The sequence below is a fragment of the Hymenobacter ruber genome (assembly GCF_054783255.1).
In genome coordinates this window covers 1,102,641-1,117,997 of record NZ_BAAGQX010000004.1, presented here as the reverse complement: position 1 = coordinate 1,117,997, position 15,357 = coordinate 1,102,641, and the positions used below count along the sequence as shown (strand labels likewise).

The following is a 15,357-nucleotide window of genomic DNA, read 5'->3' as shown; positions in this document are numbered from 1 at the left end:
CAAAATGATTTTCATTTTGCTTCTTTTGCTCTAACCGCTTTCTTATTCACGATTTTCTTCTTCTTTGTAAGAGCCGTTATTTGCTTTTCGGAGAGCTTTTTATTCTCAACCTCATGCTTCAGAACCTCATAATATGAGTCGTCAGTCATTAGCTTTTTAAACAACCTGCCTGTTGCAGAATCGTCACCATCCTCACCCTTTTTGTCATTTTTTTCGGCTTTGGAAATTTTACCATATACAAATTCAATACAAAACCTGATAACATTTCTAACCATTTCGCTATCATCGTTTTCCAACTTCAACATTTCCGTCATTCTGAAGGAGGAAAAGCTTTTGTGCAGGTACTCGCACAGGTTAACTTCTGCTCCATACTTTGCCAACAATACTTTTTCAAGCAAAATCCTTGTAAGCGAAAACACTGGAGTGATAAAATCAGCTAATGGCCCAGAAACGTATTTTTCACCGTCCTCATCTTCTCGAGCAATTGTATCTAAAGTAAACTGCCATACGAAGTAGGCGCTGAGCATCTTCTTATAATTGGTATCTGAATTAAAAATAAACTCATACAAACCAGACGAAGATTCTGATTTTGTAATAAAAAACATATCTCTGTTCATTATACAATAAACAGGTTTTTGTAGCCAAAATGCAACATAGCAGAAAGCAAGGTTTTCATTCGACAATATAGAAACACCTGCATTTTCGACGACATCTTCATCAACCACGAATTCGTCTCGTCTTTTTTCGTACCAAAAATTTGTTTCAAATGATTGGTCTTGTATTCTTTGCTGCTCTTCGTGATTAGAAACAAAATCACGCTCATGCATTCGATTTTGCAGGTTGTTATACCTTGTAATTTCTAAGTTAAAATCTTCGTCACTTGACCTGATTAGTCTAAATGTGACTCGAGCGTCAGCATCCATAATCTTACGCTGTTGCTCTGTAGCAGTTTCGTAAGCTCTGTATATTGAATACACAGTCTGTGCGCCGTTTATAATTTGCAGTCCTTGCAACTGAATATTTGTGGCATGGTTACCAATAGCTGGAACTATTTTTGTAATAGCTGTCACGCCGTTATTAAAATACCAAAACGCACTTGGCCTGTCAAGAAGAGTTTTAACTATCCGTTCATTGTAGTTTGACTTATGCAAAGGGTTTCTGACATTTTTAAAGAACAAGCCAAATTTATACTTTGAAAACAGTGAATGAATTGCATAGGGACGCAAAACAAAAATAAAAGATTTATCCCTGCCTTCAAATTCTAAAAAATCCCTGTTATTTGCAGAACCAGAAGCACTGCGTTCAATCTGCAAATCAATCAAATTATCCTCTGGGTCATACTTATACTCAAGTGGGTTTGAGGTTTTAACCTCTTTGAATTTAAAGTCAATATAATCTTTCTTTATTCTCTCAATATCTATAATTTCCAAAGATACATTAGGCCCTTGACTTTTATTAAAACTATTAACATTACCAATAACATCTTGGTTATAGCCAGCCAAAGTAAAGAATATGAATTTAGCTTTGCCATTGCTTTCTAAATGGCGAATCAATTCATCGTATTTTTGATTAAATCTTTCATTGCCCCCTTTCGGTTTATCGGCACTTAAAATTGATGAAAAGTCAGATAAAACAGCATTAAATTCTTCTTTATCCAAAATTGGATAGTCTCTGGCATTTTCTTTACAGCTAACCCATTTAGATTGAACTATATAAAAAACAGTTTGGCCTTGAGAATCTTTGTTTGAAAAAATTATATCGCACGAACCGTCATCTGGCCCCTCAGTTATGTACTGTTTAAACGATGTAGTCTGTCCATAAAAATCAAGAAACCAAACTAAAAGGGCATATCCTTTATTCTGGTCAGCACTCTTGTGTTTATTTAATTCTTTATCATCCTGATTATTCGCTATAATCGAAACCAGTTCCTCATTGAGTATAGAGTAGAATTTTTGAGACTTCATGGTTTGCTATTTTTGAAATTTGTTTTTTTTCGGCTAGTGACAAGAGCAATTTGTTACCATTTCGGTACCCTTCGAACTGGCAAGAAAGATGGCGCAATATAAAAGAGATTCATTCAATGCTGTGAAGCGTAACATATAACAAACAACTCACTCTGCCAACCGCCCCACACCCCATGCCCACCGGTACCCTGCTCATCATCGACGACGAAGCGCGCTTGCGCCAGCTGCTGGCCCAGGTGCTGGAGCTGGAAGGCTACACCGTGCTGCAAGCCCCCGACGCCAACCGCGGCCTGGAGCTGCTCCAGCAACACGCCGCCGACATCCTGCTCGTGCTCTCCGACGTGAAGCTGCCCGATGCCAACGGCGTCGACCTGCTGCCCCGCTTCAAAGCCGCCGCCCCCGATGCCGAAGTGGTGCTGCTCACCGCCTTCGGCACCATCCCCGACGGCGTGAAGGCCATGAAGCTCGGCGCGTTCGACTACCTCACCAAGGGCGATTTTGAGCAGCAGCTGGTGGTCGTCGTCGACCGCGCCGCCGAAAAAGCCCGCCTCCGCCAGCGCGTCACGGAACTGGAGCGCCGCGTGGGCCAGCAGTACCGCTTCGAGTCCATGATTGGCGACTCGCCCGAGCTGCGGCGCGTGCAGCAGCTGGCCCGCCAGGTAGCGCCCACCGACAGCACCGTGCTGCTCGAAGGCCCCACCGGCAGCGGCAAGGAGCTTTTTGCCCAGGCCATCCACCAGGCCAGCGGGCGGCAGGGCAAGGCCTTCGTAGCCGTCAATTGCAGCGCCTTCCCCAAAGATTTGCTCGAATCCGAGCTGTTTGGCTACAAGAAAGGCGCCTTCACCGGCGCGCTGGCCGACAAAAAGGGCTTGCTGGAAGAAGCCAACGGCGGCACCCTGTTTCTGGACGAAATCGGCGAGCTGGAGCTCAACGTGCAGGCCAAGTTCCTGCGCGTGCTCGAAAGCCAAAGCTTCACCAAGCTCGGCGACACCAAGCCCACCAAGGTCAACATCCGCCTGGTGGCCGCCACCAACCGCAACCTCAAGCAGGAAGCCGCCGAAGGCCGCTTCCGCCCCGATTTATACTACCGCCTCTCGGTCTTCACCATCCTCGTCCCCAGCCTCAAAGACCGGCCCACCGACGTGCCGCCGCTAGCCAACTACTTCCTCCAGCACTTCGCCGCCCGCCTCAGCAAGCGCCTCCCCGGCCTCTCGCCAGAAGCGTTGGCTATGCTGCAACGCTACCCCTGGCCCGGCAATGTGCGTGAGCTGAAAAACGTACTCGAACGGGCGGCCATCCTTGCTCCGAATGGGGAGTTATTGTCGGCTGATTATTTACCCGATGAATTCCACGCGCTGGGCCGGCCCGTGAAACCCGGCGCTGACGCGGCCGACGAAAGCCTGCGGGCTTTGGAGGCACGGCACATTGGGAAGTTGATGGGCGAGCTGGATGGGAATAAGCCGGATGTGGCCAAACGGTTGGGCATCGGGCTGACGACGCTGTACCGCAAGCTGGAAGAGTACGGCCTGGCGTAGAGACGCAACATTTTGCGTCTCGTCGTTGAACGACCGGAACCGAGTCGTTCAAATCATTCGGACGTCATCGTTCAACGACAAGACGCAAAATGTTGCGTCTCTACATCGTTCGGGCTTTGTTCAACAACGAGACGCAAAATGTTGCGTCTCTACATCGTTCGGGCTTTGTTCAACAACGAGACGCAATTATGCGTCTCTACTTGTCAAATCCAATAGCAGCTGGCAGAGGGCGGTTTCCTCGTAGGGCTTGGTGAGGCAGGCATTCATGCCGGCGGCCAGGTAGGCGGCGCGGTCGGCGGCAAAGGCGTTGGCGGTGAGGGCGATGATGGGCAAATTCGCAAGGGCCGGGTCGGGGTGGCGGCGGATGGCCTGGGTGACTTCGACCCCGCTCAGGCCCGGCATGCGGATGTCGAGCAGGGCCACATCGAAGGGCTGGGTTTGCAGCTGGGCCAGGGCCTCAACGCCATTGGCCACGGCGTGCACCTGCACGCCCCAGTATTCGAGCACCACGATGGCAATGCGCTGGTTCACCAGGTTGTCTTCGGCCAGCAGCACGCGCAGGCCGCGCAGGGCTTCGTAGGAGGCATCGGGGGGCGCGGGGGCCAGCAGCACGGCCAGCTCCGGGGCGCGGGGCAGCGCCAATTGGAACGAGAACGTGGTGCCCGCGCCGGGCGCGCTGCTCAGGCGCAGGGTGCCGCCCATCTGCTCCACCAGCTGCTGGCTGATGGCCAGGCCCAGCCCCGTGCCGCCAAAGCGCAGGCTGGTTTCGGCACTGGCCTGGCTGAAGGCGTCGAAGATGTGACCCTGTTCGGCGGGGTCGATGCCGATGCCGGTATCCTCCACCCAGAAGCGCAGCACGAGCTCCTGCGGGGTGTCGCGCCGTACCTCGGCCCCCAGCCGGATGTGGCCCTGCTCGGTGAATTTGATGGCGTTCGAGAGCAGGTTGAGCAGCACCTGGTGCAGGCGGTAGGCATCGCCCACCACGCGGGGCAGGGCGGGCGGCTCAATCTGGAGCACCAACCCTTTTTGCGCGGCCAGGGTGGCCACCATCTGGCCGGCCCCCTGCATGGTCACGGCCACGTCGAAAGGGCCGTGGTTGAGCTCCAGGTGGCGGGTAGTGATTTTGGCCATGTCCAGCACATCGTTCACCAGGGCCAGCAGGTGCTGGCCGGCTTCCTGCATGGTGCCCAGGTAGTCGAGCTGCGGCGCAGTCAGGCTGGTTTTGCGCAGCAGGGCCGCCATGCCCAGAATGCCGTTGAGGGGCGTGCGGATTTCGTGGCTCATGCGGGCCAGGAAGGCTTCTTTGGCGCGGGCATTCTCCTCGGCTTCCTGCTTGGCCTGTTGCAGGGCGCGCTGGGCCAGCACGCCGGGCGTCACGTCGTAGCCGGAGGCCACCACGTAGGGCGGGTAGCCTTCCTGCGTCACCTTATAGGTGTAGTAGTTGAGGTAGCGCCGCTCGCCGGCCCGGGTTCGGATGCTTATCACGCGGGGCTGCGGCAGGCTGGCTTCGTCGCCATCCAGATAGGCCTGCAGGGTGGCGCGGTGCTCGGCCGGCAGCACCTCGCGCAGGTCGTGGCCCACCAGCTGCGCCGCCGGCACGCCCATCAGCCGCTCAATGGCCGGGTTCACGCTGAGAATTTTACCGTCGAGGTCGTGGGTACAAATCAGGGCCTGCGAGTAGTACACCAGGTCGTGGTACTGTTTTTCGCGGCGTTCCAGCTCGTGGCCCGCCTGCCGCACGGCCGTTACGTCGGTGCTGATGGTGAGAATATCGACCCGGCCATCGGCCCGGAGCATGGGCCGCTTGTGCACCTGGAAATACAGGATTTCGCCCGAAGTCTGGGTGAAGGGCAGGTCCACGGTCAGGGCCTGCTGCGTGGCCTGCACCCGCTGGTTGAGGCCGCGCACCTGGTCCCGCTCCTTCAGCACCACCGGGTCATCCACATCGGGCTGCTGATGCCGGGCCTGCAGCACCGCCTGGTTGTAGGCTTTGTTCGAAAACGAAACCCCGCCCTCGGCGTTCACCAGGTAAATCACGTTGGGCAGCGTATCCACAATCTGCCGGATGAAGTCCTGCTGTTCCTGCAGCATGGTTTGCACCTCTTGTTGCAGCTTTTCGGCCTGGTAGCGGGCCGTGATGTCGATGCCCGAGCCCACCACCAGGCGCAGGGCTCCATCGGCCCCGAACACGGGCCGCAGGTGGCGCAGCATCAGCTGGGGGCGCTGGGTGCGGCCGGTGCGCATCTCCTCCCAAATTACGTCTTTGCCGGTCCGCACGGCCAGGTCGAAATACTGGTTGCGCTGCTGCACCACGCCGGTGGGATGCTGCTGCTGGCGCAGCGCAAAATACTCGTCGTTGGTGAGGCCGATGATTTGCCGGCGCACTTCCGGGTCCGATATCGACGACGGGTTGACAAACAGAAAGCGGTGCTCGGCATCGAACACGGCCACATCCACGGGCAGCAGGTTCAGAATGGACTCGTAGAATTCCTGCTGCCGGGCTATTTCCTGCTCGGCCTGCTTGCTGGCCGTGATGTCGGTGCCCGAGGCGATGACCAGCGGCGTGCCGTCGTGCCCCTGCACGGGCCGGTAGCTCCGCAGTAAATGCTGCGGGCCGGGGTAGGTTTCCTCCCAGGTCACCTCGGCCCAGGTGTGCAGGGCTTTGGCAAACGCGGCCGTGCGCTGCTCGATGATGGCGGCCGGGCGGCCCCGCTGCGCGCTGGCGGCCTCGCTGGTCTGGCCCAGCATCCAGGCGCGGACGGCGGGGTCGGGTTCCACCACCGGGTTCACAAACAGGTAGCGGTGCAGGGTATCGAACACGGCCACGGCCGTGGGCACCTGGTCCAGAATGCTTTCGTAGAAGGTGCGCTGCTCGGCCAGCTGCTGCTCGGCCAGCTGCCGCGCCGTGATGTTGGTGAGGTACAGCGTGACGTAAGTTTCCCCGGGTACGGCCACGGCTGTGCACAGGTAGTGCTGGCCATCCACCGACAGTTCCTGCTGCTGGTGCTCAGGCACGCACAAGGCCGCCTGCACCAGCGCGTGCAGGCGTTGCGGCAAGTGGCCTTGCGCGTTGGCGGCCAGGGCTTGCAACAGGGGCTGGGCGGCCGGGTTGGCATAAATCACTTCGCCGGCGGCGGTCAGGCGCAGGATGGGGTTCGGATTTTGCTGCGGAATGAAGGAGAGCGTCCGAATCTCGGCGTCGCGCTGGTGGTGCTCGGTCACGTCGCGGTAGCAAATCAGGCGGCCGGCGCCCACGGTATCGAGCACCAGGTAGTCGAGCTCAACCACCCGTCCATCGGCCAGCAGGAATACCTCATGCAGAGCAGTTTGCCCCGCCGCGTTCAGGGCCCAGGCCCGTGCCGTAAAGGCGGCCGGGTCGGCAAATCGGTTATCGATGTAAACCGCCGAATGCGGAATTGGCGGCTCACCATCCAGCGGCCCGGCTACCGGCGGCAGGCCAAACAGGTCCCAAAACTGCTGATTAACAAACTGAATCTGGCCCGCGTGGTCAACCAGCACCAGGCCCGCCTGCAGGTGCTGCACCAGGGCCGTGAGTTGCGTGTGATAGCGCTGGGCACCAACCGCGGCAGCGGCCAATTGCCCTTCGAGGGTAGCGGCCTGGGCCTGGGCCACGGCGAGGGCCGCTTCGGCCTGCTCGCGGCGGGCACGCTCGGCGGCCACTAGCGCGGCACAGTCGGCATCGGATTGGGGTGCAGCAGGCATAGCCGGCGGGGAAAGGTAGCGGAAGGCCCGGGCTGGCAGCGGTAAGCGGCCCGGGGGTGGCAGCCCAAGATACGGCCGCCCGCTTGGCAAACAAGTGCACCCGCCCTATTCCGGCCCGGCCGGGGCCGCGTTAATTCGTTTTTTAGTCGTTTGCCAGCCTGAGCACAGCGAAGGACCTTATCACGCCAGCTTATTTTTGGCTGAATTTATAAGTTACCCGGCCGTGACAAGGTCTTTCGCTGCGCTCAGGATGACAGCCTCTTTGAATTACTAAACAGCTTCATTTGCGCTGCAATGTCCCTCAAACTCAAAATCCGCCTCAGCGTTTTCCTACTGCTGGTGCTCCTGCTGGGGCTGGGCGGCTACGCCTTCCTCACCATCCGCTACCTCGAAAACGGAGCGCACGGCATCGAGCAGGCCGATTTCAACACCGCGCGCTTTGCCGTGCTGACGTTTTTGGCGGCCGGCACGGCCGTGGGCGTCACCATGATGGTGCGGCTGCCGCGCATTGTGGTGCGCCCGCTGCACCGCCTCACCGCCGACATGGAGCGGGTGGCCGGCCCCGGCCCTGCCACCCGCGTGGCCGTGGGCAAGCGCGACGAAGTGGGCACCGTGGCCGCCGCCGTGAACCTCGTGCTGAGCCAGGCCCAGGACGAGCGCCGCGCCACCCTGGCCGAGCTGTTTACCGAGCGCAACCGCATGGAAAGCCTCGTGCGCAGCCTCGATGAGGGCCTGCTGCTGCTCGATGAGCACGGCACCATCGTGCTGGCCAACCCCGTGGCCTGCGACCTGCTGGGCCTGCCCCAACCCCAGCTGCTGGGCCAGCCCGCCGCCGCCGTGGCCGCCACCAACGAGCTGATGCGCGACCTGCTGGTGCCCCTGGCCGAAGCCAACCTGGCCGGCGACGCCGTGCCCGACCCTGTGTTCACCTTCCCGCACAAGGGCGATGCGCCGCACTACCAGCTCAGCATCAGCCCCATTGAGATGGCGGCCGGGCCGGGGGGCGAAACCGTGGCGGGCGGCCATATTTTCTGCCTGCGCAACGTGTCCGATTTCAAAAAGCTGGATGAGGTGAAGTCGACTTTCCTGGCCACCATCTCGCACGAGCTGAAGACGCCGCTCGCCAGTATTAAGCTCAGTCTGATGCTGTTGCAGAACGCCCGCACCACCGACGCCGAGCGCCAGACCCTGGCCACTGGCATCGGCGAGGAAACCCAGCGCCTGCTCAACATGGTGGGCCAGCTCATCGAAGTCTCGCGCCTCGACGCGGGCGCGGGCATCAAGCTCAACGTGCAGCCCATGCACCTGGCCGATGTTATCCGCTACGCCACCCAGACGGTGCACCCGCAGCTGCACGACAAGCAGATTCAGCTCGACTTGCAGCTACCCGAAGCCCTGCCTGAAGTGCACGGCGACGTGGAAAAAACCACCTGGGTGCTCATCAACCTGCTGTCCAATGCCATTCGGTATTCGCCCGCGGAAGCCCCGCTCATCATCCGGGCCATGCAGTGGGGCGAAATGGTGCGCGTGAGCGTGGAAGACCGCGGCCCTGGCATTCCGGCCGAGTTCCACAAACGTATTTTTCAGCGCTTTGCGGGCGTGCCGGGCCAGGGCGGTCACGGCAGCTCGGGACTGGGGCTCAGCATCTCACGCGAATTTATCGGAGCGCAGGGCGGGCAGCTGTGGGTGGAAAGCCAGCCGGCAGCGGGCAGCCGGTTTTTGTTTACGCTGCCAGTGGCGTAGGGGCACAAGGGCGGTGACTGTCATCCTGAGCGCAGCGAAGGACCTTATCACACTTGCTTCGATTCAGGGTTACGGCAACCCGTTCTGCGGTGATAAGGTCCTTCGCTGCGCTCAGGATGACAGACGAGGATAATTCCGGTTGTTTGCCGCCACCGTGCGTAAACCCAACCGTACCGGCGGCTTCATGCTGCCTTTTTTACTGAAATTCCATGTCAACCCCCGCCCCGAAATTCACCGTTGAGCGCCTCACCTTTGCCACCCTCACGGAACTGCCTAATACCTGGCAAAACGCTGACTACAAAGCCTTTCTGATAAAGATGAACTACGACAACCCGGACGCCATCAGCGAAGCCGAGCTGAAGGAAATGTGCCTGATGTCTTTCACCGATTTGGAGCCGCGCGAGGCGGCCGAAGTGGTGCTGGGCTACTTGTACCCCGAAGAGCTGACGGCCGGGCAGGTTGAAAACCTTGCCCACCAGATGCTTACCGAAAAGCTCTGGGAAGAAAACCCCGAGCTGCCGCTGCACAAGGGCTTCTACCAGGCCACCCAATTGCTGCACGATGCCTACAACGGCACCTTCCCGGCCACCAAAGCTGTGGAGTTTCAGGTGAAAGTGACCGCCGAAAACCCCGCCGATTTGGCCGTGTTCGCTGATGAGCCGGCCGCGCCACTGGTGCGCCTGCTCGCGCCCGGCCTGCCCGATAATGCACTGATTAACCGACTGTTCTCGTCGCAGGTGGAAGGCGACAAATTTGAGGAGGCCAAATCCATGCTCTGGCAGCTGACCACGAAGGAAAAAACCGAAAACGCCATCACCTTCGACGTGGTGAGCTCGGCCTACTGGCTGGAAGATTTCAAATACGCCGACACCTACGAGGCCCCCACCCACGCCGACGCCGCGGTGCCCGCCGAAGAATAAGCGTCGCACTTTTCGGGCCGGACCAGCATACGCGGAAGCAACTTTCGCGTATGCTGGCCTACTTTGGCACCTTAGCTCGCGGCGGCCCCGCCACGCACCCGGCATTCTATGAGATTCTTTACCCTGCGACGAGTATTGGCACTGGTGCTGCTGCTGGCCGTGCTGGGTGCGGGAGTAGCCGTTTGGATGCTGGGCAGTGAGTACGGCCGCCGCCTGGTGGCTCAAAAAGTGCGCAAGGGCCTGACGCAGAATTCGGAGCTGGTGCTGGCCCCATTTCGGGTCGAAATGTCGCCCTGGCGCGACTTTCCGCACCTCACGGCCTCCATCCAGCACCTGGCCCTCACCGATACTTCGTTTCAGAAATCGGTACCGGTGCTCAGCATTGGGCGGGTCGATTTGCGGGTGGAGCTGCTGAGTTTGCTGCGCGGCCGGGTTGAAGTGGCCCGGATTGAGATAGATGATGTGGATTTTCAGGAGCGGGTCGATTCGCTGGGCCGCGCCTGGGGCCTGCGCGGCAAACGCCGCAAGGGCACCGGCAACGTCCCCAAAATCAACCTGAAGCTGGACGAGCTGGTGGTGAACAACTTCCGGTTTAGCTCGCACAACGGCTACTCGCGCGGGGCTTTTGGGGTGCAGGTGCGGCAGGCGCGGCTGCAGGGGCGGCTGCGGGGCGGCGTGCTGCGCGTGGCCGGCACCCTGGATGGCGAATTGAGCTACCTGCGCACCCGCGCCGGCACCTTGTTCGAGCGCGAGCCGGTGACGGCTTGGGTGAACTACAAATACACCTTCGAAAACCGCCAGGGCCTGATTTACCGTACCCGCGCCACCCTCAACGGCGACACCATTCGGGTGAGTGGCACCCATACAGTGGCCGCCGACCAGCCCGCCGGCACCATGATGGCGCTGCGCTTCGTGGGCAATCAGCCCCTCGTGGACGTGCTGCACGCCGCCCTCCCGCCCCGCCTGGAGCCCTACCTGGCCGGCACCACCAGCCCCAGCAAAGCCCACATTCACTACACCATCACGGGCCTGAGCGGGCCGAAGGTGACGCCGCGCAACGTGCTCACCTTCGGGCTGCGCGGGGCCAGCCTGCAATGGCCCGAGCCCGCCCGCCACATCCGCCGGTGGGATTTGGTGGGCACGTATGACAATGGCCCCCAGCATAATATCCGCTCCACGGTGCTCACGCTGCGCCGCTGCCGGGTATATTCGGCCGCCGGCCAGCTCGACGTGGCCCTCACGCTGCGCAATTTCCGCCGCCCCTTCCTCAACGGCCATTTCCGGGGCCGCACCGAACTCACTGAACTCGGCGCGCTCATTGCCTCCAACCGCTGGCAGGCCCGGGGCGGCACCGCCGACCTCGACGTGCACCTGCGCGGCCTGCTTCCGCCCCGCGCCGACCGCCCCGCGCCCAAAATGACCCAGCGGCCGATGTCGTTGCGCGGTACAGTCACGCTGCACCAAGCCTCGCTGGTGCTGCCGGCCCGCGGGGCCGACATCTCGGGCCTGGACGTGCAGGTGGGCCTGCGCGACAGCCTCTGGCACCTGGCCAATGCCTCCGGCGTGCTTAATAAAATGCGATTTAAAGCCTCGGCTACTACGGTTGATTTGCTGGGCTACCTCAATGGGCAGCTGGCCACAGCCAGCATCAGCGGCCAGTTTGCGGTAGATGAGCTGCGGGTGCCCCAGCTGCGGACTCTCATGCAGCCCGTGCCCCGCACCGGCGGCGAGGGCTTCGCGCCCACCAGCCTGCCCAAACCCAACCGCACTCGCACGCCCCGCGACAAGGCCCAGCTGGCCGCCACCCTGGGCAGCGCCCTCATTCCGCCGGGCCTGCTGCTCGATGTGAGCCTGCGCTGCCAACGCCTGCTGCTGGCCACCGATACGCTCAGCAACCTGGCCGTGACTATTCGCCACGACGGGCAGCGGGTGCAGCTTGAGCACCTGGCCGGCCGCGTGTGGGGCGGCGACGTGCGCGGCGAAGTGCAGTGGCCCACCGACCCCGAAAACCGTGTGGCTCCCGTGCAATACCGTGTTGGCGTGCACTTTGCGGTTATCAACTACCAGCAGTTTCTGGCGCGTCTCAACCGCCCCGCCCCCGAGGCGGTGAAGGTCGTTCGCAGCCGGCGGCGCAAGGCCAGCGGCGCCAGCCCAGCGCTGCACGACCTGCTGCTGTCGGCCAATGGCCAGCTCACCCTCAACATCGACCGTGTAGACCTGCCCGAGGACGAAACCATGCGCCGCGTGAGCTTGCAGCTCGAAAAAAGCGGCCCCACCCTGCGCATGCCCTACCTGCGCTTTCTCACGCCGGAAGGCGGGCGCGGCGAAGCCTCGGGCACGGCCCAGGTAGAGGGCCTGCACCTCACCGCAGCCGATGCCGACCTGACCCTGCGCTACGGCAACCTCGACGTGCAGCGCCTGCTGGGCCTCATCGCCAGCCTCACCGCCCACCCCGATTCGGTGCCCACCGCCCGCACCCTGGCCCGCGCCGAACGCCGCGCCGAGCGCCGCGCCCAACGGCGGCTATTGCCCGGCAATCAGTCCCTGTTTTCCAACGGGGTACTGAGTGCCGTGCTGCGCGTGGAGGCTGATAATGTGCATTATGGCACGCTACGCGGCGGCCGGTTCCGGCTGGTGTCGCACCTGCTCGATGGCGAGGCCCGGCTCGATAACTGCTCGTTCGATGGCTTGCAGGGGCACCTCAGCCTGAGCGGCTACATGCGCAGCACCGCCAACCGCGCCCATCACCCTACGCAGCTGCAAGTGCGCCTCGAAGACATTGAGCTGCCGGCCCTGTTTGCCACCGCCACGGGCATGGGCCTGAGCGTGTTGGGTGGCGATAACATAAAGGGCAGCCTGCGCGGCGTGGCCGATATCCGCACCGACCTCGGCCCCACCTTCCTGCCCGGCCTGGCCCAAACCGCCGGCTACCTCAAAACCGATGTGCGCGACCTGGAGCTCATCAACGTGGAAGCCCTGATGGAGGCCTTGAAATTCATGAAATCTGAGCGCACCGGCCACCTATATTTCGAGCCCGTGCGGGCCGAATTTGTGCTGGCGCAGGGCCAGATTATCATTCCCGGCCTGCACCTGAACAGCAATTTGAGCAACCTCGAAGTGAGCGGGCATTACGGGCTGGATGGGGCCACCAATCTGTTCATCGGCCTCAAGCCCCTGCAAGCCTTGTTCGGCAACAACGACAAGCGCGTGGAGCGCATCCAGAACGGCGAAACGGTGAGCAAATCCACCTCCGGGAAGCTCACCTACGTAAACCTGCGCCGCACGGCCCCCGGTGAGAAATACAAGGTCCGTCTGTTTCAGCGCGACGAGCACCGCGATGCCATGACGCGCCTGCAGGAACAGTACCGCGGCTTCCTCCGCACCCAGCGCCTCGACACCACGGTGCGGATGCTGCGCTAACATCAGTTCGTTGTGCGCTGGTATGACGTTATTTGTCCTGCGCTCAACTCCCGTGCTTCTTCCCGCTATGCCTCGCCTGCTCCTCGCCGTTCTTTTGCTTGCTGCCTCGCCTGCCGCCCAGGCCCAAACCTCGCCCCGCGCCCAGGATTCGGCCTTTGTCAAGGCGAACTACACCAAGCTCGACCGCCAGGTTACCATGCGCGACGGCGTGAAGCTCTACACGACCATCTACGTGCCAAAAGATGCCTCCACGGCCTCGCCCTACCCGTTTCTGATGACGCGCACGCCCTACTCGGCCGGGCCGTATGGGGAAAGCAAATACCGGTTGCGCGGCCCCGGCCCCAGCCGGGAGCTGTCGCAGGAGAAGTACATTTTTGTGTATCAGGATGTGCGCGGGCGGTACATGAGCGAGGGCCAGTTTGAGGAAATGACGCCGGCCCTGCCGGCGGGCGCGAAGTCCGGCGGTACTAAATCCGCAGCCCACGATGAAAGCACCGACACCTACGACACCATTGAGTGGCTATTGAAAAACGTGCCCAACAACAACGGCCGCGTGGGCATGATGGGCATCAGCTACCCCGGTTTCTACGCCTCGGCGGCGCTGCCCAACGCCCACCCGGCCCTGAAAGCCGTGTCGCCCCAGGCGCCGGTTACGGACGAGTTTATCGGCGATGACGCCCGGCACAAGGGCGCATTTTTCCTGCTTGATAATTTTGAATTCACCAACTATTTCGACGTGCCGCGCCCCCAGCCAGTGGCGAATTATGAGCCGCTGTTCAAGTTTGAGACGAAGGATGCCTACAAATTTTTCCTCGACCTCGGCCCCATCAAAAACGCCAACGGGCCGAAGTATTTCAACAACCGCGCCCGCATCTGGAACGAATACCAGCAGCACGAAACCTACGATGCCTACTGGCAAAGCCGCAACATTCGCACCGCCCTCACGGGCGTGAAACCGGCCGTGCTGGTGGTAGGCGGCTGGTTTGATGCCGAAGACCTGTACGGCGCGCTGAACACCTACAAGGCCATCGAAAAGCAGAACCCCGGCGCCACCAACCGCCTCGTGATGGGCCCCTGGACCCACGGCGCCTGGGCGCGCCCGGAGTGGAGCAAATTCGGCCCGCTCAGCTTCGGCACGAACACCGCGCAAACCTACCGCGAGACGCTGGAAACACCGTTTTTCAACTTCTACCTGAAAGATAAAGGCACCTTCAACCCAGCCGAAGCCACCGTATTCAACACTGGCACCAATGAGTGGAAAACCTACCCGGCTTGGCCGCCTTCTACTACGGAGCGGACGCTATTCTTTAAGTCAGAAGGTGAATTATTTTTTATCCCGTCCGAAAAACAATTAGGAGCACCTCTCTCCGGCCATGCGGGTAGCCTTCTCGTTAATCAAAATAAAATAAAACCGCCTAAACTCTTCACGCAGTACCTCAGCGACCCGGCCAACCCGGTGCCCTACACCGACGGCATCCACGGCGAGCGCAACAACGAATACATGATTGAGGACCAGCGCTTCGCCGCCAAGCGCCCCGACGTGCTCACCTTCCACACCGAAGCCCTGCCCGACGACCTCACCCTGGCCGGCCCGCTCAATGCCGACCTGTGGGTGAGCACCTCTGGCACCGATGCCGACTTCATCGTGAAAGTCATCGACGAGCAGCCTGACGGCACCCAGCGCCTCGTGCGCGCCGAGGTGATGCGCGGCCGCTTCCGCAACAGCTTCTCCAAACCCGAAGCCTTTGTGCCCAACCAGCCCACCGAAGTAAAATATGAGCTACCCGACGTGCTCCACACCTTCGCCAAAGGCCATCGGCTGATGGTGCAAGTCCAAAGCACCTGGTTCCCGCTCGTGGACCGCAACCCGCAGACTTTCGTGCCCATTGCCACGGCCGCGGCGAAGGATTTTCAGAAGGCCACCATCCGGCTGTACCACGATGCCGGGCATCCGTCGGCGGTGCGGGTGGCAGTGCTGCCATAGCTGTAGCGTGGACGCTGCGAGTCCGCGTTTTGGTCGAATCAGTCCGGCGCGGACTCGCAGCGTCCACG

Annotated in this window: 7 protein-coding genes; 5 read left to right on the top strand and 2 right to left on the bottom strand. The window is 60.4% G+C overall.

Features of this window, described 5'->3' with window-relative positions:
• Nucleotides 1-11 precede the first annotated feature (11 nt).
• Entirely contained in the window at nucleotides 12-1,964 is a 1,953-nt protein-coding gene (locus tag ACYVM5_RS15390) for an AIPR family protein (RefSeq protein ID WP_460619001.1), read from the bottom strand.
• 173 nt (nucleotides 1,965-2,137) lie between these two features.
• Here ACYVM5_RS15390 and ACYVM5_RS15385 point away from each other — a divergent pair, with 173 nt between their 5' ends.
• A complete protein-coding gene (locus tag ACYVM5_RS15385; RefSeq protein WP_460619000.1) occupies nucleotides 2,138-3,499 on the top strand; it encodes a sigma-54-dependent transcriptional regulator in 1,362 nt (453 codons plus the stop codon).
• Nucleotides 3,500-3,685: 186 nt separating this feature from the next.
• Here ACYVM5_RS15385 and ACYVM5_RS15380 read toward each other — a convergent pair whose 3' ends face one another.
• Nucleotides 3,686-7,222, bottom strand: coding sequence for a PAS domain S-box protein (locus ACYVM5_RS15380; protein WP_460618999.1), 3,537 nt, complete (start codon nucleotides 7,220-7,222; stop codon nucleotides 3,686-3,688).
• Between the two features lie 294 nt (nucleotides 7,223-7,516).
• Between ACYVM5_RS15380 and ACYVM5_RS15375 the strand changes: the two genes are divergently transcribed.
• The 4 genes from ACYVM5_RS15375 to ACYVM5_RS15360 all read left to right on the top strand — a co-directional run bounded on the left by ACYVM5_RS15375 (nucleotide 7,517) and on the right by ACYVM5_RS15360 (nucleotide 15,289).
• Nucleotides 7,517-8,965 (top strand): HAMP domain-containing sensor histidine kinase, encoded by a 1,449-nt coding sequence (locus tag ACYVM5_RS15375; RefSeq protein WP_460618998.1) that lies wholly within the window; start codon nucleotides 7,517-7,519, stop codon nucleotides 8,963-8,965.
• Between the two features lie 209 nt (nucleotides 8,966-9,174).
• Nucleotides 9,175-9,885: a hypothetical protein gene (locus ACYVM5_RS15370; RefSeq protein ID WP_460618997.1), complete on the top strand. Its 711-nt coding sequence runs from the start codon at nucleotides 9,175-9,177 to the stop codon at nucleotides 9,883-9,885.
• A gap of 108 nt (nucleotides 9,886-9,993) precedes the next feature.
• Nucleotides 9,994-13,305, top strand: a complete 3,312-nt coding sequence (locus ACYVM5_RS15365; protein WP_460618996.1) for an AsmA family protein — start codon at nucleotides 9,994-9,996, stop codon at nucleotides 13,303-13,305.
• Between the two features lie 67 nt (nucleotides 13,306-13,372).
• On the top strand, nucleotides 13,373-15,289 hold the full coding sequence (locus tag ACYVM5_RS15360; RefSeq protein WP_460618995.1) for a CocE/NonD family hydrolase: 1,917 nt from the start codon (nucleotides 13,373-13,375) through the stop codon (nucleotides 15,287-15,289).
• Nucleotides 15,290-15,357: the final 68 nt, after the last annotated feature.